Source organism: Pontibacterium sinense (genome assembly GCF_015209595.1).
Classification (GTDB): domain Bacteria; phylum Pseudomonadota; class Gammaproteobacteria; order Pseudomonadales; family Balneatricaceae; genus Pontibacterium; species Pontibacterium sinense.
This window is the reverse complement of sequence record NZ_JADEYS010000002.1, coordinates 235,448-257,939: the sequence shown is the minus strand read 5'-3', so window position 1 is coordinate 257,939 and position 22,492 is coordinate 235,448. Positions and strand designations below refer to the sequence as shown.

25 protein-coding genes and 6 tRNA genes are annotated in these 22,492 nt (G+C 47.2%); 12 read left to right on the top strand and 19 right to left on the bottom strand.

Features of this window, described 5'->3' with window-relative positions:
• Positions 1–119 precede the first annotated feature (119 nt).
• The 5 genes from IOQ59_RS03530 (at position 120) to IOQ59_RS21560 (ending at position 4,590) form a co-directional block, all read left to right on the top strand.
• Complete coding sequence (locus IOQ59_RS03530) at positions 120–1,418, top strand: tyrosine-type recombinase/integrase (protein WP_193951870.1); 1,299 nt, start codon at positions 120–122, stop codon at positions 1,416–1,418.
• A gap of 117 nt (positions 1,419–1,535) precedes the next feature.
• Positions 1,536–1,727, top strand: coding sequence for a (2Fe-2S)-binding protein (locus IOQ59_RS03525; protein ID WP_193951869.1), 192 nt, complete (start codon positions 1,536–1,538; stop codon positions 1,725–1,727).
• 112 nt (positions 1,728–1,839) lie between these two features.
• The gene (locus IOQ59_RS03520; RefSeq protein ID WP_193951868.1) at positions 1,840–2,451 is read left to right on the top strand and encodes a glutathione S-transferase family protein; all 612 of its coding nucleotides are present in this window, start codon (positions 1,840–1,842) and stop codon (positions 2,449–2,451) included.
• A gap of 1,005 nt (positions 2,452–3,456) precedes the next feature.
• Positions 3,457–3,705, top strand: coding sequence for a hypothetical protein (locus IOQ59_RS21125; protein ID WP_228050656.1), 249 nt, complete (start codon positions 3,457–3,459; stop codon positions 3,703–3,705).
• A gap of 732 nt (positions 3,706–4,437) precedes the next feature.
• Positions 4,438–4,590, top strand: a complete 153-nt coding sequence (locus IOQ59_RS21560; RefSeq protein WP_193951867.1) for an arsenate reductase/protein-tyrosine-phosphatase family protein — start codon at positions 4,438–4,440, stop codon at positions 4,588–4,590.
• A 1,430-nt stretch (positions 4,591–6,020) separates the two neighbouring features.
• Here IOQ59_RS21560 and IOQ59_RS03510 read toward each other — a convergent pair.
• The 4 genes from IOQ59_RS03510 to IOQ59_RS03495 form a co-directional block, all read right to left on the bottom strand.
• On the bottom strand, positions 6,021–6,299 hold the full coding sequence (locus IOQ59_RS03510; protein WP_193951866.1) for a hypothetical protein: 279 nt from the start codon (positions 6,297–6,299) through the stop codon (positions 6,021–6,023).
• 79 nt (positions 6,300–6,378) lie between these two features.
• On the bottom strand, positions 6,379–7,050 hold the full coding sequence (locus IOQ59_RS03505; protein ID WP_193951865.1) for a response regulator: 672 nt from the start codon (positions 7,048–7,050) through the stop codon (positions 6,379–6,381).
• A 92-nt stretch (positions 7,051–7,142) separates the two neighbouring features.
• A complete protein-coding gene (locus IOQ59_RS03500; protein WP_193951864.1) occupies positions 7,143–7,595 on the bottom strand; it encodes a response regulator in 453 nt (150 codons plus the stop codon).
• Positions 7,596–7,651: 56 nt separating this feature from the next.
• Complete coding sequence (locus IOQ59_RS03495; RefSeq protein WP_193951863.1) at positions 7,652–8,461, bottom strand: DNA-binding protein; 810 nt, start codon at positions 8,459–8,461, stop codon at positions 7,652–7,654.
• A gap of 179 nt (positions 8,462–8,640) precedes the next feature.
• Between IOQ59_RS03495 and gap the strand changes: the two genes are divergently transcribed.
• The gene (gene gap / locus IOQ59_RS03490; RefSeq protein WP_193951862.1) at positions 8,641–9,648 is read left to right on the top strand and encodes a type I glyceraldehyde-3-phosphate dehydrogenase; all 1,008 of its coding nucleotides are present in this window, start codon (positions 8,641–8,643) and stop codon (positions 9,646–9,648) included.
• A 74-nt stretch (positions 9,649–9,722) separates the two neighbouring features.
• Here gap and IOQ59_RS03485 read toward each other — a convergent pair.
• The 9 genes from IOQ59_RS03485 to IOQ59_RS03445 form a co-directional block, all read right to left on the bottom strand.
• A tRNA-Gly gene (locus IOQ59_RS03485) sits at positions 9,723–9,798 on the bottom strand.
• 14 nt (positions 9,799–9,812) lie between these two features.
• Positions 9,813–9,886: transfer RNA gene (locus IOQ59_RS03480), tRNA-Cys, on the bottom strand.
• Between the two features lie 17 nt (positions 9,887–9,903).
• Positions 9,904–9,979: transfer RNA gene (locus IOQ59_RS03475), tRNA-Gly, on the bottom strand.
• A 109-nt stretch (positions 9,980–10,088) separates the two neighbouring features.
• Positions 10,089–10,175, bottom strand: a tRNA-Leu gene (locus IOQ59_RS03470).
• 9 nt (positions 10,176–10,184) lie between these two features.
• Positions 10,185–10,258: transfer RNA gene (locus IOQ59_RS03465), tRNA-Cys, on the bottom strand.
• A gap of 34 nt (positions 10,259–10,292) precedes the next feature.
• Positions 10,293–10,368, bottom strand: a tRNA-Gly gene (locus IOQ59_RS03460).
• Between the two features lie 88 nt (positions 10,369–10,456).
• Positions 10,457–11,005 (bottom strand): CDP-diacylglycerol--glycerol-3-phosphate 3-phosphatidyltransferase, encoded by a 549-nt coding sequence (gene pgsA, locus IOQ59_RS03455; protein WP_193951861.1) that lies wholly within the window; start codon positions 11,003–11,005, stop codon positions 10,457–10,459.
• A 26-nt stretch (positions 11,006–11,031) separates the two neighbouring features.
• Entirely contained in the window at positions 11,032–12,873 is a 1,842-nt protein-coding gene (gene uvrC / locus IOQ59_RS03450) for an excinuclease ABC subunit UvrC (RefSeq protein WP_193951860.1), read from the bottom strand.
• 74 nt (positions 12,874–12,947) lie between these two features.
• Positions 12,948–13,250: an excinuclease ABC subunit C gene (locus IOQ59_RS03445; RefSeq protein WP_193951859.1), complete on the bottom strand. Its 303-nt coding sequence runs from the start codon at positions 13,248–13,250 to the stop codon at positions 12,948–12,950.
• A gap of 63 nt (positions 13,251–13,313) precedes the next feature.
• Here IOQ59_RS03445 and IOQ59_RS03440 point away from each other — a divergent pair, with 63 nt between their 5' ends.
• Entirely contained in the window at positions 13,314–14,171 is an 858-nt protein-coding gene (locus IOQ59_RS03440; RefSeq protein WP_193951858.1) for a DUF1853 family protein, read from the top strand.
• Positions 14,172–14,246: 75 nt separating this feature from the next.
• On the opposite strand, the gene IOQ59_RS03435 is transcribed toward IOQ59_RS03440, so the two are convergent.
• Both IOQ59_RS03435 and IOQ59_RS03430 read right to left on the bottom strand, forming a co-directional pair.
• Positions 14,247–14,384 carry a hypothetical protein gene (locus tag IOQ59_RS03435; protein WP_193951857.1) on the bottom strand — a complete coding sequence of 46 codons (138 nt, stop codon included), beginning with the start codon at positions 14,382–14,384 and terminating at the stop codon, positions 14,247–14,249.
• Positions 14,385–14,449: 65 nt separating this feature from the next.
• Positions 14,450–15,352, bottom strand: coding sequence for an NAD(P)-dependent oxidoreductase (locus IOQ59_RS03430; protein ID WP_371871819.1), 903 nt, complete (start codon positions 15,350–15,352; stop codon positions 14,450–14,452).
• Positions 15,353–15,400: 48 nt separating this feature from the next.
• Here IOQ59_RS03430 and IOQ59_RS03425 point away from each other — a divergent pair, with 48 nt between their 5' ends.
• Both IOQ59_RS03425 and IOQ59_RS03420 read left to right on the top strand, forming a co-directional pair.
• On the top strand, positions 15,401–16,147 hold the full coding sequence (locus tag IOQ59_RS03425; protein ID WP_193951855.1) for an alpha/beta hydrolase: 747 nt from the start codon (positions 15,401–15,403) through the stop codon (positions 16,145–16,147).
• Entirely contained in the window at positions 16,137–16,637 is a 501-nt protein-coding gene (locus IOQ59_RS03420; RefSeq protein WP_193951854.1) for a TlpA disulfide reductase family protein, read from the top strand. The genes IOQ59_RS03425 and IOQ59_RS03420 overlap by 11 nt, the downstream gene beginning before the upstream one ends.
• A gap of 65 nt (positions 16,638–16,702) precedes the next feature.
• Here IOQ59_RS03420 and IOQ59_RS03415 read toward each other — a convergent pair whose 3' ends face one another.
• The 4 genes from IOQ59_RS03415 to IOQ59_RS03400 form a co-directional block, all read right to left on the bottom strand.
• Entirely contained in the window at positions 16,703–17,881 is a 1,179-nt protein-coding gene (locus IOQ59_RS03415) for a pyridoxal-phosphate-dependent aminotransferase family protein (protein ID WP_193951853.1), read from the bottom strand.
• A 60-nt stretch (positions 17,882–17,941) separates the two neighbouring features.
• A complete protein-coding gene (gene mtnN, locus IOQ59_RS03410; protein ID WP_228050655.1) occupies positions 17,942–18,697 on the bottom strand; it encodes a 5'-methylthioadenosine/S-adenosylhomocysteine nucleosidase in 756 nt (251 codons plus the stop codon).
• A 147-nt stretch (positions 18,698–18,844) separates the two neighbouring features.
• Positions 18,845–19,843 (bottom strand): thioredoxin fold domain-containing protein, encoded by a 999-nt coding sequence (locus IOQ59_RS03405; RefSeq protein WP_193951852.1) that lies wholly within the window; start codon positions 19,841–19,843, stop codon positions 18,845–18,847.
• A 98-nt stretch (positions 19,844–19,941) separates the two neighbouring features.
• On the bottom strand, positions 19,942–20,676 hold the full coding sequence (locus IOQ59_RS03400) for a pseudouridine synthase (protein WP_193951851.1): 735 nt from the start codon (positions 20,674–20,676) through the stop codon (positions 19,942–19,944).
• A gap of 287 nt (positions 20,677–20,963) precedes the next feature.
• Here IOQ59_RS03400 and IOQ59_RS03395 point away from each other — a divergent pair, with 287 nt between their 5' ends.
• From IOQ59_RS03395 to tusC, 3 genes are all read left to right on the top strand, one after another.
• Positions 20,964–21,644 carry a Bax inhibitor-1/YccA family protein gene (locus IOQ59_RS03395; protein WP_193951850.1) on the top strand — a complete coding sequence of 227 codons (681 nt, stop codon included), beginning with the start codon at positions 20,964–20,966 and terminating at the stop codon, positions 21,642–21,644.
• 85 nt (positions 21,645–21,729) lie between these two features.
• Positions 21,730–22,122 (top strand): sulfurtransferase complex subunit TusD, encoded by a 393-nt coding sequence (gene tusD / locus IOQ59_RS03390; protein ID WP_193951849.1) that lies wholly within the window; start codon positions 21,730–21,732, stop codon positions 22,120–22,122.
• Between the two features lie 3 nt (positions 22,123–22,125).
• Entirely contained in the window at positions 22,126–22,491 is a 366-nt protein-coding gene (gene tusC, locus IOQ59_RS03385) for a sulfurtransferase complex subunit TusC (protein WP_193951848.1), read from the top strand.
• Position 22,492 lies beyond the last annotated feature (1 nt).

The window sequence follows — 22,492 nt, the reverse complement described above, 5'->3', positions numbered from 1 at the left end:
TTTAAAGAAGCCCATATAGGGCGCGCCGCATAGAAATAATTGTATTATGTAGTTTAAATAGTCATCGCATCTATTTGTTTTTGCTAAGATATAAAAACCACTCTTCGCTGGCGAATACTATGTTCAACAATCCTAAAGCAACCCCCTTATTCGACTCCGTCCAATATCTGGAAGATGGCAATGCCGTCGTCAATCAATACATCGCCAACATAACAATGAAGCACGTTAACGATGCGGCATTAGTGTATGAGTACGCCGTGGATTGGTTGCTTGAACAGCGCCACAGCGAGAACAATTACAAAACCTATCGCAGTGAACTGACAACATTTTTGCATTGGGCATTTGATGTGGAAGGCATATCCGTCGCAGATGTTAGCCGGCGCGTATTGATGCGATATATCGATTACTGCACACAACCTCCAATCGAGCTGGTGGCATATCGCAATGTGGCCCAGTTCGTAGTTGATAAAGATCTGCAGGAACGGGTACCCAACCCTTTATGGCGACCCTTTTTGGGCAAAAAGTTAGAAGGCACTGAGCAGCCATACAGGATTACAGACAAAGCCCTGAAAACCAAACTGGCGATTTTGTCCGCATTCTTCAGCTATCTGATCAACGAAGAGTACACTGAGCGCAATCCAGCAATGATGCTCATGAAAAATGGCCGCTTTAAATCAGGCACGCAAAACCGGGTGATGCATGAAGATGACGAGGAGATGCGTTCATTTACTGAACTGCAATGGTCATACGTGATCTCAACCGCCGAGAATCTCGCAAAAAGCCACCAGGATGAACACGAACGTACGCTATTTTTGATCAGCCTGATGTATTGTTGCTATCTACGCATCTCCGAAGCTGCCGCGCGCCCTGGTTTTTCACCGGTGATGGGGCAGTTCCGGCGCGACAATAAAACCGGCGTATGGGGGTTTCATATCCCGCGCAGCAAAGGCGGTAAAAAGCGTACGGTTGCAGTATCACATTTGCTGCTAAAAGCGCTAAAGCGTTACCGTCGATTCCTGAATCTGACCGATCTGCCCGCACCCAATGAGGAGATCCCTCTATTTGTACGCCACCGAGCAGCGGGACGAGGGCGTGACGCTGGCTTGTTGAACGCAAATCTGGGTATCCGGCAGTTACGCGAAGAACTCAACGATCTGTTCAATCATGCAGCCAACGCCGCCGAAAAAGACGGCATGACCCAAGATGCACTGGAAATGCGACAGATGACGCCACACAGCATCCGTCATACCGGCATTACCCACGACATCAATATCAATGGGAGACCACTGTCTCATGTGCAGGCGGATGCCGGACACGACAGTATTGATACAACCTCTCAATATCTGCACACCTCCCGAGTGGAACGCCACGAATCTGCAGCCAGTAAGCCGATAGATCATTTGGCAGATGCCTATTAGCCGTGGCATACAGATCAGGTTGCAGCGGATTCATCTTTACGTGCATTAAATTCGCTATTCCCAGAATCTCCTGACACCTACAATCGGCCCAAATTTACTGATCAGTAGAGCAGGGCAATGGACACCGAACGTAAAGCAGAAGATCCCTCATTGGTATGTACCTGTAATGACCTCTATGTGGACGACATTGCAGAAGCGATCGCGTTTGGGGAGGAGGAATACCGTGAGATTTTTGCCGTTCATGGCCTGCAACCACGCTGTGCGGAGTGTCGCTGCCACGTCGAACAACTGGTCAATGAGATCGCTTGAGCATCAAGATCTGCCCACGCGCCTTTTAGGTCACACGCTTTGTGCTAAGATGCCGCCTCGCTAAATACTACAGCCACGTATACCCAACATATACTAGCCATAGGGAAAGGTCATGATCACAATTTACGGTAGCCCAAAATCAAGTGCTGGCCGCTGCTTCTGGTGCCTTGAAGAGGCAGGCATCGACTACACAACGAAGTCGATCGATTTCAGTGCCGGAGAGCACAAATCTGAAGCCTTTCTGAAGATTAACCGTAACGGAAAAGTGCCTGCATTAACTGATGGTGACTTCACGATCTGGGAATCATTGGCAATCAATAACTACATCGCTGATGCCTATAAACCTGAACTGCTGGGCACAACCGCCCAAGAACGCGGCCTCGTCAGCCAGTGGAGCATCTGGTCTGTCGCTGATCTGCAAGTGCCGATGATTCAGGCGTTCATCCAGTTGGTGTTTGTGCCAGAGCCTCGCCGTGATGCCGAAGTGATTAAAAAAGCCTTTGAGAAAATCCCGGGCATGCTGAACACGCTGGAAGCCGAGCTGGAAGGCAAAGACTACCTCGTCAGCAACACCTTCACACTGGCGGACCTGAATACATCATTTGTTGTCAGCATATGCGATGACATCAAATTTGATCTGTCCGAGTACAGCAACATTAATCAGTGGCGAAACCGTATCGCTGAACGCGCCGGCAGCAAGCGATACAAGGCTTTGTGCAAGTAACTGAGCAGTCTAGGATAATGAAAACCCGGCAATAGCCGGGTTTTCATTGAGTATTATGTTTTGGTGTTGACAACTGAGAGAGTAAAGTTGTTAGCGAAGGTAGTTAGCCCCTATATGAACAACTGCCTATTTTTTTGTGCCAGAAAATTTTCCTTGTTTCGTCCCAACGGCACAAAGCGTAAAATAGAAAACAACTATGAGAAGTGTATATCGGTTGGTGAATGACTGCACAATAATGGCGATCTCTTCAGTAGAGAGAGTCGGTTTTTTATCTTCTCAACCATTCCTGCAGTAAATGCTCCGCAATAAAGAGATACAAAGGTTGTTATTGCTAACCAAACCATGCCAAAGAAAATTCGTCTCACGATAAATCACTATTCAAATTGCATGCGCTTTGTTCAAATAAAAATAGACAGAGAGTTTGACCTTACTTGTACTATTTTGCGGATAGTTATCATCATTTTGCTTGCTCAATAAAATTATTAATTTTTCCTAGGGGGGATAGTTAACATTAATTGAGGAGCATTCCTGATTAGGCATTGACATGCTAATCTCTGAAAACACATTTTTAATCCATGTTAATAATATGGACTGTGTAGCACATTCAGCTACAGTCATTAGTACTATTATGCAGTTGGCTAGTACTATTTCTACACCACCAGACCTTTTTACCAAAAATAGGAGTTTTTCCTATATGGCTTGATAATAAGACAGTTAATCAGCTTAATGAAACTAGAGAATTATAAAGATTATATGCGACCGGCATTGAAAACCCCTCATATAGGAGGGATTCATCGAGGGTTTAAACAGGCTACACTGGATAGAGATCCATAAACTGCGAGGGATCAAATCATGTTTTTTACCATAATAATGGCCATGTTATTCCTATGGTGGATTCATGCTCTAATATTTGTAAAAAAGCCCTTTCTAAAATCTTTTCGGAAAACGGTCTTAGGTATGTTCGTCGTTTATATAGGACTTGGGTGGTGGAGGGTGACCATAGCCATGAAAGATATAAATTACGAACACGGTTGTTATGTAGAAACCAAAAACTCAAGAGGTCGTGTTGCGTACTTTGAAACCAATGGCGAACTCAAGGGTTATCGTATAGGCCTACCTCAATCTATATCCGATTATGAACCGGTTGTTGGCAGATGTTACTATGTTGGGCATTACGAATTTGTAGTTACCACATATTTTTATTCGTTACACGAAGCCAATCCTACAACCCATCAAGGAAAAACGATCCGTTAACTGTACCAAGTTATATAGGAGAGCTAAGGCATGATTATTCTTTTGGTTAGCGTAGCAGTCTTGATGGTAGTTGTATCCAAATACCCGAAAGAACGGCATATTAAGTTTTTTTTAAGAATTACTGCTTTTGTTTTAATGATTGTTGTCACGGATGATTTATGGAGGATCAATATATCCAGTCAAGAAGTGAACAGCGAATATGGTTGCTATATTGACACTAAGTGTCGAAGAGGAGGGTGCAGCGTAATATTTGATCAACACGGTGAAATAACAAGATTTAGTATAGCTCAACCCAATAGCTTTATTCGAGAAAAAATGGTGGCTGGTAGTTGCTTTCATGTTAGGTATTATTCACACTTCGGAAAAAAGTACGTGATATCTTCACAGAATACATCGACTGCTGATGGCACTGTTGACTGAGTAAACTGGATTTTCTTGCTGTAGCTGGTGTGAAAAACTTTGGTATAGATATAGTCATCCGACAAATCGTCAATATTCAAGCCTAGAACAAACTACCAAACAGCAGGTGATTGATCGGGGAAGCCCGTGTTTCTTGGGATCCGACTAAAAAACTTAGTGAAATCGAACAGTAGTAAGCCAGGAAAGGGATTATTCGACAAAGACAGCAGGCCTTAGGCAGTAATAGGAAATATTCGCCGAAATGCTTGTGCACTGGATACAATCTATCCTAAGCATCTCAACTGTGCTTTAAGCTTAATCTTGTGAACTGCCATGAAAGTTCTATTTATATGTACAGCAAACATCCAGAGATCTCTTACTGCAGAGCATGTGTGCAGAACGTTGTATCCCGAGCACCAATTCAAATCTGCAGGAGTAAGCAAGAAAGAATGCGCCAGGAACAACAGCACACTATGTACCAGCTGAGCTTCTAAACTGGGCGGACAAAGTATTCGTATTCGAAGGGATGCACGCGCAGCGCATAGTTGATAACACAGGAACCGAGTTTGCTGACAAGCTGATCAACCTCGAAATCCCAGACAGATATCAATATGAAGAGCCGGATCTAGTCGAGACTCTCAAGATGAAGGTTTCTGACGTTTTATAATCTTACAGTACCCCAATAAATTGATGCCGATGTGTCGTGTTTGACATGCTTACTAAAAGTAAAACCTGAGTATTCAAAAGGTTACAGGGCAATCATGACAAACTTTGTTACTAAGAACCTCGCAGATAAACTACGATAGCTGGCCAAGACTTCGTTGGGCGACTGGTGGTTTAGCAAGATGCTGGGTAACACCATGTTGGAGATGTGTTGCTAAAGAATTTATCCAAAGGGCGCTTAACTCAAATGGTGGTCTAAGCTTTGATATCGATTGCAGTCGTTCCGTGCAAGAAACCTTGCGCCTGATGATAGGTGATATTGAAGCTAACATCTGGGACGCTACAAATCTTTCACTCGATGCCGATAATACCATTTATCGGCATCATAAATTCAGCAGGGCACCAACATCCATCTATAGATGACGGCTTTCAATGAATGCCGTGTTACTTGAGGCTCCCAGGACGACTTCTCGACACCTCTTAAATTTCACATAGCGACCAAATGCTTTCCACGCCACGCGATACCCACAAGAAGACGGACAGAAGCGATAGCTCACCCGAAGCACTTAAGCGTTGAACACTGTTGGTACCGAAGTTCATCACTCAACTCTAATACAGATAACCAAGCCCGAATCCAAATCAAGGCTAGGCTGAGCAGCTAACATTTCCTGCCTTCGTTAAGCTGAATCCAAATCCGACATCGAATTCAAAGTACTGCAAAGGACGACCGAAAACATAGATGAAGATGCGGGAACATGAGAACGGCTCACGTTGCAAAGAATGACACTTTACCCACAAAACAAAATTCTTCGAAGCTCTCCGCACGAGCAGTGCGAACACAGCAAGAACACCCAGGAGTATCACGATAAATTTGTAATTGCTAATTACGGCAATGTCACAAAACCGCTTGTACACCAAGTGTCAGTTAGGACTAGAAGTTGAAACTGGTATCAGTACCAACTCGTAACATCACAATTGCATAGAACGATACTTTGCCCACGAATCGTAAATCTTCGAAGCTCTCCGCACGGGGCCGCAAAAACACCTAAGGCAAGAACAGTAGGTCATATGCGGGTTTGGATATTTACGTCTGTATGAGACCAACCTCATGCTTAACTTCCATTAACAAAAACAGGGACTCTCATAATAATTAATATTATCCTATTTAACATAATATACATTATACGTAATTTAATAATTCCGACAAAATACCGTCATTACTGGCTATTCAGTGACAGTAAGAGCTTACTTCGCTAAGAATATGAGATGGGTATGTGGGCGTTTTCGTAACTGCAAATCAACGCAGGATGAACATTAACAAGCTCGCCGGTAACATCAGACTCGACGATCAACGTGGAACTGCCCGGCTCTTTCCGTAGCTTCGCTAACACAAGATATGAGGTGCCATATTTCAACATCAATCCGTCACTGTCGTACAGATCAGCCTCGACCATAACGTGATCGCCAACTGCAATTTCGCGCCAGATAAAATCGCTTTCAACAAGAAGATCTGAAATACCGTACGTAGCCATATGTCACCACCTAGTGATCGGGCCTCATACATATATGTACGAAACCTCGATTAATTGGACCACTATTACAGTTTAGCGTTCAGGCTTGAACTATGCCGTGACGAATTGCGAGATGTACAAGCTCTGAGTTATTGCTTGCTTTGAGTTTGCGAAGAATATTGGTGCGGTGCGCGTGAATAGTCTTTGGGCTCAAAAACATGATTTCTGCCACCTGAGTCACTGACTGGCCGTCAGCAAGATGGGTGAAAATTTGAAGCTCACGCTTAGTTAATGCTCTTACTGGTGAAGCCTCATCATCAGCATTTGCGCCCAGCTTTGCTTGAATCACGTCAGAAATATAGGTACCGCCACCATGAATAGTGACAACAGCCTCGAGCAGCTCTTCAGGAGCGCAGCGCTTAGTTAGATAACCTTTTGCGCCTGCATTCAATACATGAGATGGGAAAGGATCGCTCTCCATGACCGTGAGAACCAGCACGCGAGCAGATGAATCATGAGAAATGATGCGGCGAATGGCATCCAGGCCACCGTTGATATTGGTCGTTGCCTCGGGATCAGATGTGTCTGTAGGCATGGAAAGGTCCATGATGACCAAATCTGGCGTGAACTGGCGGTACAGATCGAATGCTTCCTGCCCGTTATTTGCTTCGGCGACGATATTAATACGCCCGTCTGCCTGCAATAACCGATGAAAACCCGCTCTAACCAATGGGTGGTCATCAACCAGGAGAACTCCGATACCATCAACCATATAATCTCCCTTCCAAGTGTGCTTTTAAGACAACCCGCCCTATTCCCAAGGCTTGCTGCCATTCTAGCGAGATTGATCCGGGTTACAACACCTTAGTCGGTATCAGTATCAAAAATAGCATCTGCACCTCGATAACTGCCATAGCAATCTATATCGACGGCACTTGCAGCAGATATCTCCTCCTCTGAAACAGAGGCTGGTAAAGCAACAAGCTCATCGCTATAACCGATCAGCTGAATTCCTTCGCGCTTGCAATGCATCAACACCTTTTCCAGCGCCCTAACGACCTTAACCTGGCGGTCAGACAAACTCTCCTGTCGTGCAACGCTCTTTTCTCGGCGCTTGCTGGTTACCTGACGAACAGCGTAGCCATCCCCATCCAGTAACTGAACAGTTATACCGCTGAGTTTTTCCTTAACCAGCGCCACTTTTGCCAGATCAAAAGAACCTTCTGTCAAACACCCAAAAATATCACCCTCAGCACCTTGCTTAAGCAAATCAGCGACCAACTGGTATGTAGCGGGTTCTTGTATAGTCTTTTCCATTTCAATATCTTGCAGCAATTATGTTAAGTATCACATTACAAGTCGAAAACTCGGACTTAGCGCTCTAGTACGTCTGTTAGCTGACGCCGGCATTCACTAAGCTCCTTGAGAGCCTGATCATACCTTACATCCTGCTGAGCAATCACTGTTTCAAGCGCATGCCGCTTACTGATCGACTCCTTATCCTGATCAACTAGCTGCTTTCTAAGCTCTGCATTTTCCTTGGAAAGCACTTCGCAGACAGCTTCCTGACGTGATTTCTCGTCCTGAGCAACCCGCAGCGAGACTTTTAGCTCTATCAGCTGCTGAGTATCAACCTGAGCCCCTGACGTAACACCACGCTCAAGCAGCAACGCCTGCTGCTTGATTTCACGCACAAGATCAGAGTTTTTTGCATTTAGCCGAACCAAATCCGACTCTTGCGCTATCAGCTGCTGCTGCAGCGCATGCTTTTCGTTCGCAGCCTGCTCGCGCTCAGACAGTAAGCGCGCATTCTGCAGGCGCATCTCCTTGAGCTCATCCAGCGCTCCCGCCTCAACAACCCTTGCTTGCGCCTTTATCTCTTTGTACCGAGCATCAAGCTCAGCCTTCCTCTCAGCGTAGGCATGATCCGCATACCCAAGCGCCTGTTGCCAGAGCTTATTCGCAGTATCTACCACCGGGTCAGGAAGATCGGGGCGATCTCGGTTTTCTTTTATTCGCGCCCCCAACTGCTGCCACCACTCATTCAGCGCGCGATTAATCGTTGAGATTGAGCCGCTACCCAGCTGTTCACGCACGTTTTGCTGGGTTGGGCGAACGCCTTGCTCCAGCAACCTGTCCGCGACCTGCAAAACGCGCTCGGCGGTATCACTTTTCCTTGGCATACCAAAATAACTCTAATACGTATTATTTGATACGTATTAGATACCAACAAACCACGAATCGCACGCTTTTTATTCAACTCCGACCAAAATATAACCAGCACAAGAAAAGCCGCTTACAACACAACACACAAATTTCTTCTATGCTGACGGGGATAGCGAAGAATCAGGGAGATATCACGATGAGCATTCGAGTTGCAATTAATGGCTACGGCCGCATTGGCCGCATGATTTTGCGCGCTTTGTACGAGGCAAAAAGAACAGAAGAGATATCAATTGTCGCCATCAACGACTTAGGAGATGCACGCATCAACGCACACCTAACCGAGTTCGATAGCGTTCACGGCCACTTTGAGCATCAGGTAGAAGCCACAAGAAACTGCATGCTCATCCAGAACGACAACATCACCATTCTGAGCGAATCAAACCTGGACGCCCTCCCCTGGAGCGATCTCGACATTGACATTGTCTTTGAATGCACCGGACGCTTCACCAATAGGGAAGATGCCAGCCGCCACATAAAACAAGGCGCCAAGCGGGTCATTATTTCCGCTCCCGCAAAAGATGCTGATGCGACAATTGTGTATGGCGTCAACCATCAGCATTTAACCAGCGAACACAAAATCATATCGAATGCATCCTGCACAACAAACTGCCTAGCCCCAATGGCAAAAGTACTTAACGACGCAATCGGTATTCGAGAAGGCATTATGACAACGATACACGCCTACACGAATGACCAGCACCTTTCAGATACTCATCATAGCGACCTTTATCGAGCGCGCGCAGCTGCACTATCAATGATCCCAACCAAGACAGGAGCCGCTCAAGCTGTCGGCCTGGTATTACCAGAACTCGCAGGACGACTTACAGGGCTTGCTGTACGCGTCCCTACTCCTAACGTTTCACTGGTAGACCTAAGCTTCACTCCCAGCAAACATACCGGCGAAGAGGAAGTAAACGCACTGCTAAAAAACGCCGCACAGAGCAACTTCAGAGGCATCATTGAATACAACGAACTACCCCTAGTGTCAGCAGATTTTAATCATCATGCAGCATCCTGCATTTTTGATAGCACCCAAACACATGCAACCGAATCAATGATTAAGGTTTTTGCCTGGTATGACAATGAATGGGGATTTTCAAACCGAATGCTGGATACAGCAGTGGCCCTTATGAATACAGAGTGACACCGCTACACGCGCCACCCTGAAATCAGACAGACACAAAAAAGCCAGCATAAGCTGGCTTTTTTGTTTGAATTTGGAGCGGAATATCGGGCTCGAACCGACGACCTGAACCTTGGCAAGGTCCCGCTCTACCAACTGAGCTAATTCCGCATAGGTCTTGAAAATGGAGGCGCGAGTCGGAATCGAACCGGCGTGGACGGAGTTGCAGTCCGCTACATAACCACTCTGTCATCGCGCCACACTACACCGAAGTGTTGGAGCGGAATATCGGGCTCGAACCGACGACCTGAACCTTGGCAAGGTCCCGCTCTACCAACTGAGCTAATTCCGCTTAGTGCCAAATCTGAATTCACTTACTGCGAACAAACTTCGTAGTAAATTCATAGCAGATTGTCTTGCTACAGCCTTTGATCAGAAATCTTTAAATTACTGAAACTGCTTGGTGCCCGGAGCCGGAATCGAACCGGCACGCTCTTGCGAGCGAGAGATTTTAAGTCTCTTGTGTCTACCAATTTCACCATCCGGGCGAAAGAAAATGGAGGCTGGAGTCGGAATCGAACCGGCGTACACGGAGTTGCAGTCCGCTGCATGACCACTCTGCCATCCAGCCATTTTCTTTGCCTAAAGGCGCCTACTAAGTAGAATGGAGCGGAATATCGGGCTCGAACCGACGACCTGAACCTTGGCAAGGTCCCGCTCTACCAACTGAGCTAATTCCGCCCTGCTTAGTAAGTGGTGCGTATTATAGAGACCCTCAGTTCTATGTCAACACTGTAATAAGAAAATATTTCGCTTATTTTTTAAACACTTACAGATCGTTTGTTAGATCTGGCCATGCTGCTTTCAGATACTCAATCATAGACCATAGCGTTAACGCTGCCGCAAGATACAGCATAACCATCGCAGCCCAAGCCAAAGTTGTACCCGGCTCAGCCAGCACTAGAAAGAATATTGCGCCCATTTGCAAACTGGTTTTCACCTTGCCTACATAGGACACCGCAACGCTGCCACGCTTACCCAGCTCTGCCATCCACTCTCGAAGTGCAGATATCACGATCTCGCGCCCAATAATAATCATCGCTGGCACTGTCACAATTGGACTGCCATAGGCCTCAACCACAAGAACCAGCGCGATTGCAACCATCAGCTTATCTGCAACAGGATCAAGAAATGCGCCAAAGGGAGATAACTGGTTAAGCTTGCGAGCCAGATAACCATCAAACCAGTCTGTGACTGCAGCTAATGCAAAAATAAAACCTGCCCAATATGGAGCCCAGCTATAAGGCAAATAAAACACCAGAACAAATACCGGAATAAGAACGATACGTAAAAGTGTGAGGAGATTAGGAATCTTCATCGAAAACAGCACGTTATCCTCGTGTGTCAAACTTCTGGATGCAACGCCAAGTAAACCTCCTCGGCGAGCTTCCGGCTTATGGTAGAGACTTTTGCAATTTCTTCAACACTCGCCCGCTCAACCTCCTGCAAACCACCGAAATGTTTCAGGATTTCACGTCGACGCTTTGGTCCGACCCCCGCAATTCCCTCAAGCACCGATTGCTTACGCGCTTTACCACGCCGAGCACGATGCCCGTTAATCGCAAAACGATGCGCTTCATCCCGTATATGCTGCACTAGATGGAGCGCACTAGAATCACCCGCCAGAGTTATTTCTTCACCCGTTTGGCCATTGATCAGGATTTCAAATCCAGCCTTACGCGTAGGGCCTTTTGCCACGCCGACAACCTGCACCTCAGTAATCTGCAACTCCTCCAGCACATCCATTGCCTGCGTGACCTGACCCTTACCGCCATCGATCAACAGTATATCGGGCAGTTTCCCTTCGCCTTTTTTGATGCGCGTGTAACGCCGCATCAATGCTTGATGCATGGCCGCATAATCATCCCCGGCAGTAATATCTTCAATATTGAACGTGCGGTAATCCTGCTTAAGCGGTCCGTTACGATCAAATACAACACATGACGCAACCGTTGCCTCCCCCGAACTATGGCTAATATCGAAACACTCCAAACGCTGGGGCACGGAATCCAAAGTCAGCGATTCCTGTAACTCCAAAAAGCGATTATATACGTTCTTCTTGTTGGCGAGATGAGAGGCAAGATGTTGCTCAGCGTTAGTTTGAGCTAGTCGCTGCCAGCCCGCGCGCTCGCCACGCACACTATGAGACACGGAAACACGTTTGCTTCGCTTATCCCCTAATACCTCTTCAAGACAATCTTTATCGTCGACTGCATATGAGGTGATTACACTGTTTGGGATCTCGCGTTGAGATGACAAATACCATTGCGCAATAAATGCAGACAACACATCCGCTTCTGTTTCTTCAACGGAGACTTTAGGGTGAAAGATTTTACTACCAATAATACGCCCGCCACGTACAAACAGCATATGAACACAGGCACCACCTGGCTTAAGCGCACACCCCAAAACATCGGCATCGCCAGCTGAACCGAATACATACTGCTGCTCCTGAACCTTCTGCAAGCTAACAATCTGATCCCGAAATTCCGCTGCTTTCTCAAAGGCGAGACTCTCGGATGCCTTTTCCATTTCTGCACCCAGTTCCTCCATGATGACCTTGCTCTTCCCATCAAGAAACATCATCGCACGACGAATATCCTGCTGGTATTGTTCAGGCGTAATCATCTCGACACAAGGCCCGCTACAACGCTTTATCTGGTATTGCAGACAGGGTCGGGATCGATTCTTGAAGAAGCTCTCATCACATTGACGAATACGAAAAATCTTTTGCAAAAGATTCAGGCTTTCGCGCACCGCACCGCCACTGGGAAAAGGACCAAAGTATCGACCACTTCGACGTCGCGAGCCGCGGTGAAAACGAATGGCGGGATAGGTGTCTTTATCAGAAACAAATATATAGGGATAGGATTTATCATCCCTAAGCAGAATGTTGTAAGGCGGTCGTTGTTGCTTGATCAGGCTTTGCTCAAGCAGCAACGCTTCGGTTTCACTGTTGGTTACCGTCACTTCAATATCAGCAATTTTGCCAACCAGCGCCTGCGTCTTGATTGAAAGACCGGTGCTGCGAAAATAACTGCTGACGCGCTTTTTAAGGTTTTTCGCCTTACCGACATATAAAACCTCACCCGCTATGTCGAACATCTGATACACACCCGGGCGACCGGTTAATCGACTAAGAAAGGACTTGGAATCAAAAAGCGGTGAAGTAGTTTCAGTGTTCAAAACAGCCGACGACTCTGACGTTACAAGGATGTGAGACCAACAGCTCTAGCGTGCTAGCCCCTGAATAAGCGGAGTTATTCAGCGCGATTTAGCGCCTTATTGTGACTCATATGCTCATGAGTTGCCTCACGGTGCAATAACTGCAGCTCTTCACGCGTAGAGTCGCTAATCCCAGCACCACGCGACAGAGACACTTCCAGATAAGCACCAATTTCTGCATAGTAAAACAGGCTATTCTCCGTAGACTTCGCACGTTTAAGCTTTGTAAGAGCAATTTGTGCACCATTAAGCAGAATGTAGTTGATATCGGTTTCAGATAACAGTGGATTACGTTCTCGCTCATTAAGCGGTGTTTTTGCCGAATCAGATTTGCTCATTCCAAAAATCCTGTTAAATACTTATGGAGCACCAGCCATTACTTTAAAGCCTAAGAGGTGGTTTTGTTAACTGATTCTTTCATTACACAACAGATTCATAGGGACATTCGTTGGTTGCTGAATTCACCACCCCTGATGTCTATCCCTGCCGAGCACGATGCAACACATTGGCTGCATGATCAGAGCCACATGCCACAGCAGGATGAATCTACCGTATTTGAACCTGATTTCTGGCAACATCGATTAGGATTCTATTATGAGAACTTATTAAATCACATTCTTACAAAGGCACTTCAACCCATTGAGTTAAAAAGAAATATACAGGTCAGAAGCAAGACGAAAACGCTTGGCGAATATGATTTCCTAGTACGATTTAATGACACCGATGCTTATCACATAGAATGCGCAGTTAAGTTTTATTTGTGTACTGGTGATGAGTCTAACCTTAAACAATACGAAGGCCCTAACCGACGAGATCGCCTTGACCTCAAATGGAATAAGATGCTTAACAAGCAGATCAGGCTAAGCAAAACGCCTGACGGACGCGAAGCGGCTGACAACCTGAACCTTATTCCCAACCACACACTCATTCTGATTCAGGGCTATCTATTCTACCCATTCGCCACCCCTCCCTGCCCTCAACGCCTGCATCCCGACATCAACCCGAAGCACCAACAAGGATGGTGGCTTAGGAATCAGCAGTTACCGACGATCCTCGAAGATCAGCTTCGCTATCTGATTTTAAATAAACCGTACTGGTTATCTTGCCCAGACCAGCCTGAAAGCCAACTTATGACATCAGAAGCACTATCTAGCCATCTGGAAGAACAGAGGCATCCGCAGCTTGTTGTCAGGTTAGAAAAAGCAGAAGAAGGCTGGAAAGAAAAGGATCGTGGTTTTGTTGTACAAAACGACTGGTAGATAAGTAAAGATCTTAGGGAAGCCACATCAAACAGAGAACCGGATACCTGCAAAAACAAGTATCCGGCAAGGGTATTACTTCGCGTTAGTCGCCGCTTCTGCGTCTTTTTCGATTGCACCTTTCAGCAATTTGATGCCCACGCCGGTCATAACCAACATAGCCACTACAATTGCAATACTTGGCGCAAAAGAGATCAATGCGTACTTATCCATAGAACTGTCCTCGAATAATAATAGTTATAGTGTTGCTCTTAATTCGAAGCGCATTATATCGGGGTTCAGCTGTCTCGCTCAAGACGGTGAATCAGACTAGATGTATCCCAGCGACTGCCTCCACTCTTTTGAACTTCTGCATAAAACTGATCAACTAATGCGGTCACAGGCAGCTGCGCTCCGTTCTTGCGGGCTTCATCAAGGGTGATATTCAGGTCCTTTCTCATCCAATCCACTGCAAAACCAAAGTCGAACTCATTTTCGACCATAGTTTCATGACGATTGACCATCTGCCAGGAACCCGCAGCCCCATGCTGAATCACACTGCACAGTTTTTTAACATCCAAACCCGCACGCTTGGCAAAATGAATACCTTCAGACAAACCTTGTACCAAACCTGCGATACAGATTTGGTTAACCATTTTCGCCAACTGACCACTGCCAGCGGGGCCCATCAATTCAGCGGCTTTTGAATAGGCTGCAATCACTGGATTGATCTTATCGAACACGGCTTGCTCACCGCCAATCATTACGCTTAACACACCATTTTCAGCGCCCGCCTGACCACCTGAAACAGGCGCATCCAGGAAGCCCAGATTTTGTTCTGCGGCAACATCGTTTAGCTCACGAGCGACCTCAGCAGACGCGGTTGTGTGATCAACCAAGATCGCGCCTGCACGCATACCGGAAAAAACACCCGTGTCGCCCAGCACAACAGAACGCAGATCGTCGTCATTCCCGACACAGGTAAATACTATCTCCGCATCCGTGGCAGCCTTAGCCGGCGTATCGGCCATCTCGCCTTTATATTCTTCAACCCACTGCTGCGCCTTCGCTGCCGTGCGATTATAAACCGTGACCTGATGGCCATTATTCTGAAGATGTCCGGCCATGGGGAAACCCATAACACCCAATCCGATAAATGCGACTTTCATACTCTTTCTTTCCCGATTTAACGTGGCTGCCACGTAGTGTTAAAATGCCATTTAATTTAGAAATAGCTAATTTATCTCGTTATGATGCGCCCTTTTATTACACTGATGCTACTACTGCTACTGAGCAGCCAGAGTTACGGACAACAGATAGTCATCGACGATAGCGCACAAATCGATGATACGGAAATCCCTTTTCTGCTGTACCCATCGAAATCTCCGAAAAAAACAATAATCTGGTTCGAACCTCACTACGGCGAGTTTTCCTCTCAGCCGGTTGCCACAGCGTTAGCCCAGCACGGCATCACGGTTTACCAACCCAATTGGTTCGAAACATTTTTCTTACCACGTAGCTACTCCAGTCCGGCCGAAATGGATGGAAAACTTATCTCCGCTTTTATTCACTACGTGAAACAAAAAGAAGCGGGGCCTGTCTATTTGATAGGCGCAGGTCGCGGGACGGTAGCAGCACTCAATGGAATTGCAGTAGATAGCTCATATATCAATGGCCTCATCGCACTGAATCCAAGTATCTATTTGCGCCAGCCCCAACCAATGCAGCCCGTTGAATTTGTACCTGCCGCAGCTGAATGCTCGACCCCCGTGGTGATTCTTCAACCCAATCAATCAACACGTATCTGGTGGATGGACGAGGTTGAAAATACACTACGCATCAGCGGCGCAACGGTACATTCACGACTGATTCCCGATGTTCGGGATGGATTTTGGCAGCGCCCTGATTTAACCGAGAGCGAGATCAGTCGCAAAAGACGGTTTCATCTGGATATAATGGCCGCAATCGACATTTTGGAGACGCTTGATGAAAAATAAATTGCTTACACTCTGGTTGGCATTTGCTGTGATATTCACCGCCTCTAACGGAGTGTCTGCGTCAAATAGCGTCCTCTACAAATTGAGCTTTCCTAATGTTGAGAAGCAGGAAGTATCGCTGTCTGAATACAAAGGCAAGGTCGTACTATTGAACTTCTGGGCAACCTGGTGCCCTCCCTGCGTAAAAGAGATGCCATCTATGGAACGCTTGCATCAAAAATTTGCAGGACAAGACTTTGAAATTGTTGCGATCAGCGCAGGCGAGACGCAGGCCGCGGTGGAAAGCTTTATGATGGAGCTGGATACAGAGCTGACCTTTCCTATCTTGCTGGATGAAAAAGGCCGCACGTTTAATGAACTGGGCATCCGAGGATTGCCTATGAGCTTCCTGTTTGACCGCAACGGTAAGCTGGTCAGAACTATTTCAGGCAGCCGTGAGTGGGATGAACAGCGCGAAGTGAAGCTGATTGAGTCTGTACTTAAACCGTAGCACGATAACTGAGCACAAAAAAAAGGGACCTTAAGGTCCCTTTTTTATCGCATCAGCAAACGCTATCAGGCGTTGTAAACGGCTTCTGCCGCCAATGCTGCGACACCACGTGTGATAGGTGCGTTCATTGAAGACAGTGTATTCTCCAGCGCAGACAGACAGAACATGACATTCCGACGGTTGCAAGCGCTGCCCATCAAGCCGATACGCCATACTTTACCCGCCAGCGCACCTAAGCCCGCACCGATCTCAAGGCTGTATTCATTCAACAGTCGAGTACGTACTTCTGCTTCATCAACACCTTCAGGTACAAACACCGTGTTCAGCTGAGGCAGACGGCATTCTTCGTCCACCAGGAAATTAACACCCATTGCCTCAAGACCTGCACGCAGTGCATCGTGATGGAGCTGATGGCGCTGCCACGCATTTTCCATGCCTTCCTCGTGCAGCATAACCAGAGATTCGTGCAGTGCGTATAAGGAGTTAACTGGAGCCGTATGATGGTAAGCACGCTTGCCGCCACCACCCCAATAGCCCATTACAAGGTTTTTATCCAAGAACCAGCTAGGTACCGGTGTTTTACGGTTTTTAACAGCGTCGATCGCCTTCTCACCAAACGCAACGGGTGAAATTCCCGGCGGGCAGGACAGACACTTCTGGGTACCGGAGTAGATCGCATCAATTCCCCAGCCATCCATGTCCACATCGATACCACCCAGCGAAGTCACTGCATCAACAATGCTCAGGCAACCGTACTTCTGCGCAAGCGCACACAGGGATTCTGCATCAGAGCGAACACCGGTAGACGTTTCCGCATGAACAAACGCCAAAGCTTTAACGTTGTCGTTATCCGCCAGCGCTTTTTCAACCTTATCCAGATCTACCGGTTTACCCCAGTCGTCTTGCACCATGATGGCTTCACCACCAAAACGCTCAACGTTCTCTTTCATCCGGCCGCCAAATACACCATTCTGGCATACAACGACTTTATCGCCCGGTTCAACCAGATTGACGAAGCATGCTTCCATGCCCGCAGAACCCGGTGCAGATACCGGCATTGTCAGAGGGCTTTTGGTTTTAAAGAGAAGCTGCAGCATCTCCTTGATCTCATCCATCATGCGGATGAACTCAGGATCAAGATGACCAATCGTCGGACGAGCCATTGCAGACAATACACGTGGACTTACGTCAGAGGGCCCAGGGCCCATCAGTGTACGTACAGGAGGATTAAAGGTTGCCTTCATTGATATAGTGCCTCATTTCACCGCCAGCCGAGTGCCTTCAGCCGGGTGTTCCATTATGAATTAATGTTGTCCTGAGATCTCGTCAACCATCGCCATGACCATCTCGGCGGAGTGCTTGGCAGCGGTTACCAGAAACTCTTCAAAGGACAGATTCGATTCCTTGCCCGCGATATCAGACAATGCGCGAATGACGATAAATGGCGTACCGAATTGATGACAAGTTTGTGCAATTGCAGCCGCCTCCATCTCAACGGCCTGCATCTGCGGAAAAACTTCGCGGGTGCGGGCAACACGCTCCGGATCGTTCATAAACGCATCGCCGGTTGCGATCTGCCCTTTGACCGTTTTCATACCTTCCATACGAGAGATGCAGCGTTCAGCTACATCGGCGAGCAAAGGCTCCGGTTTAAATGATGCAGGCAAACCTGGCACCTGACCCGGCTCGTAGCCAAAAATAGTGACATCCACATCATGATGACGAACGTCTTCAGAAATTACGATATCACCGACATTCAGTTCTGGATCAAAACCACCGGCAGACCCCGTATTGATGACACAGTCAGGCTTAAATTCACGCAGCAGCAGTGTCGTGCCGATAGCTGCATTTACTTTACCGATGCCAGATTTCAGTACGACAACTTCTTTCCCGTGCATACGACCGGAAAAAAGATGGTAGCCAGCATACTCATGATCCTCACGCCCTTCCAACGAGGCTTTTAACAGTTCGACCTCTTCATCCATTGCACCGATAATACCGATACGAATTGCACCATTTTTCTCTTTGATGACTTCCTGCAAACTCTGTTGTGTGCTCATAAGGCGTGTTGAACCGTCAAAAAACTGGATTGAAATAGAACTGGAAAATTACAGCAGTGGGAAAGGCAAAACAATAGCGTCAGAGGCGTAAACAACTAACTTTTGTCAGGTATTTGCAGACTTACGTGGCACAACGCTATTTTGTGATTATTCCGTGATCACAACCTTCGTCCCCTTCTCTCTCATACGGTCTGCGCGATCATTAAGAAAACGTTGAAACTCAGGGAATTTCTCATACCCTTTTGCGCTGACGTACTCTAGTGCCGTCGCGTAGTGAAACGACTGTACGTAACCACCAATTCGAAAACGCTCTATGCCAGACTCATCGAACAACAAGGTCGTCGGATAGTAGTTTACTCCAAGCTCTTTAACCCACCGACTCGGTGTAATGTCAGTACCATCAGGCAATGTAAGCGGCTGATCGCTGGCCGCATCAAAGCGTACGACCTGATACGGCTCCAACTGCTCATAGACGGCCGGGCGCGCGATTGCGTTACGGTGCAAAGATTCACAATCATCACACCCCTTATATTCCAACATGACCGCAGTAAGCTGCCCTTTAAGGCTACTAAGGTCGCGTGTCTCAAGCAAAAAGGCCTCAGGGTACATATCCTCATTACTCTGCTGGATGAGTGCCTGCGCCAACCCACCCTCGGTTTGGCCGCTTAAGACATAATCCAATACCTGAGAAAACACCGGCTTGGGCCGGTAGCCGTCGATACGCAAATTAATACTGCCGTCTGGATTCAAAAAAATAAGCGTGGGGGTGTATTGAATCTTCCAGTGAGTCGCGAGTGTTTTCTCCGTCAGCTCCGTGCCATCTGGCAGAACAACATCACGATCACCCCACAGATCCAACGCAACCACATCGAATTTCTTTTGAATAAAGGGGGCTAATTGTGGATCCAGAAAATTCTGCTGGATCATATTGAAGCAGTAAGGACAGCCTGCCTGATGAAAGTACAGCATCAGCGTTTTATCGCTCTCAGCCGCCTCAGCCAGATCATCGCCGAATTCGAGAAAACTCTCTTTAAACCAATACGGTGATTCAATCTCAGCGCCATCAAATTTAAGCAGACGAGTAGAATCTGCGTGCGAAGGACTGCTTGCCAACACGAGCATCAGTACTGCGGTCAAAAAACGCATATGGGCTCTCCCTATATTGAGGGATTCATTTTGGCCCATCTATGATGAATACGCGACCCGCACATAGTCGCGTATAGAAAGGAAAAGTGAGAAACGCGTTATACAGGGTATGAGCCTGACCAGCCAAACTGACTGAAAAGCTGATCAACATATGGATCAACCGGCGCTTTTATCGTCAGTAATTCACCGCTTTCAGGGTGACGAAAGCTCAGCTCAATCGCCATTAACAACAACCGTTCCAGGTCAAAGTGGTCACGAAACGCTTTATTATGGCGCCCATCCCCGTGCTTAGTATCGCCAATCAGCGGATGAGATATGTGTTTCATATGACGGCGAATCTGATGCTTACGACCGGTTTTGGGTTTGACCTCAACCAATGAATAGCGAGATACATCATACCGCCCTACAGCCATAGGCAGCTCGACAGTAGCCAGTCGGCGGTATTCAGATACAGCTTCTTGTGCCGGCTTGTCGGGATTCGACATTTTATCCGCCAACTTATCTAGCTTCTCTTTCAATGCATAATCAATCACATCCCCTTCCGGGGTATAACCACGCGTCATACACAGATAGGTTTTCTGTACCTCACGGTCAGCAAACTTCTGATTCATCTTTTGGGCGGTTTCTTTGTTCTTGCCAAACACAATAACACCTGACGTCGGGCGATCGAGACGATGGATCGTATAGGCCGTACCTTGCAGATACTCTTTCAGCATACTGGTGAGATTCGGCGTCCCCCTCGGGGCAATCCAGCTAGGATGGACCAGCAGACCGGAGGGCTTGTTGACGGCAATCAGGTTATCGTCCTCAAAGAGGATGTCGAGCTCACACATGGGCTATGTACTTCAGAATCAAAGATATTTGGGAGGACGGCAATTTTAAGTGCTTAGATCAACGCAAACAACTAAAGCCTGACACCCCAAGAAAATACGATGAAATCCACCCAATAATCAGAAAAAACCGAAGTTTTCTATCGAAAAATACAGATTGATCGATATCTGACTGAAAAGACTGGGAATTAACCACCATTTAGGGACGACAAAAACTAAACTTCTCTTGAAAAAACTGTCTTAATCCCTATAAATAGCTATAACGCAACAACAAACCCATGAGGACAAACATGCGTAACGTTGACACTTATAGTGCTGGCAGGGAAGAATCAGTACTGACAACCAATAAACTTATCCGCAACACTTACATGTTGCTGGGCATGACACTGGTATTCAGTGCGGTTACTGCTGGCATTTCTATGGCCATCAACCCTCCGTTTATCGTGTATCTTGGCAGCATCATCGTTAGCTTCATTATGCTGTTCGTTCTGAACAAAAAACAGAACAGCGCAGCTGCACTACCACTGGTCTTCCTGTTCACTGGCCTGATGGGCTTCGGACTCGGCCCTCTGCTGAACCACTACCTGGGTATGGCAAACGGCGGTGACATCGTTATGACTGCGCTGGGCATGACCGCCCTGACCTTCCTGGGTCTGTCCGCATACGTAATGACCTCCAAGAAAGACTTCAGCTTCATGGGCGGTTTCCTGTCCGCGGGTGCGATCGTTGCTTTGATTGCGATGGTTGCCCTGTTCGTACTGCCGATGTTCGGTATTGAAGTTGGCGCAATGCACATGGCGTTCTCTGCGTTCATCGTGTTGCTGATGGCTGGTTTCATCCTGTATGACACCAGCAACATCGTTAACGGTCACTACACCAACTACATCATGGCAACTGTTAGCCTGTACCTGAACATTTACAACCTGTTCGTACACATGCTGGCACTGGCTGGATTCTCTATGGACGACTAAGCGCCCGTCGCTTAATCAGCTCTGCTAAAGCCCCCTTTTCTTGTTAAGATTAGGGGGCTTTTTCTTTTATTACAGTTGCTTGCCGATGATATTTTCAATTGTTGTACAGGCTGCGCCTTATAGCTGCCAGTCTGCCGAAACGGCTCTACGCTTTGCGAGAAGCCTGCTCGAAAAAGGTCACAGCCTACATCGCGTATTTTTTTACGGTGATGGCATACACACAGGGAGCGCCCTTGCCTCTCCGCCTCAGGATGAAATCAATATCCCTGCTGACTGGAACACGCTGGCCGCTGAACATGACCTGGATCTCGTAGTGTGTATCGCTGCAGCGGTCCGTCGTGGTGTACTGGATACGAATGAAGCAGGCCGATATGGCAAGTCAGGTTCTAACCTGGCTGAAGGTTTTGAGCTTTCAGGGCTCGGCCAGCTGGCCGATGCTATTGCTCAGTCCGACCGTGTTATTACCTTTGGAGCCTGAGCCATGCCCGATAAGAAGAAAGTACTGATCATTAATCGTCGCGCACCCTACGGCCGCTCTAACGCACGAGATTCACTCGATGTTGCGTTAACCTGCGGTGTCTTTGAGATGCCGATCAGCATCTTGTTTGCTGATGATGGGGTGTTCCAGCTGATTGGCAACCACCAAGCCGGTGATATTGGGCAGAAGAATCTCTCTGCCAATCTCGCCGCTCTGCCAATGTACGATATCGACCAGCTGTTTGTGTGTACTGAGAGCCTGAACACGCACGGTTTAACCTTTGACTCGCTAGAGCACAGCGCCACACAGCTTGATCAAACCGCCATTCAGCAATTGATTCAGGACCACGATGTGGTTCTAACCTTCTGAG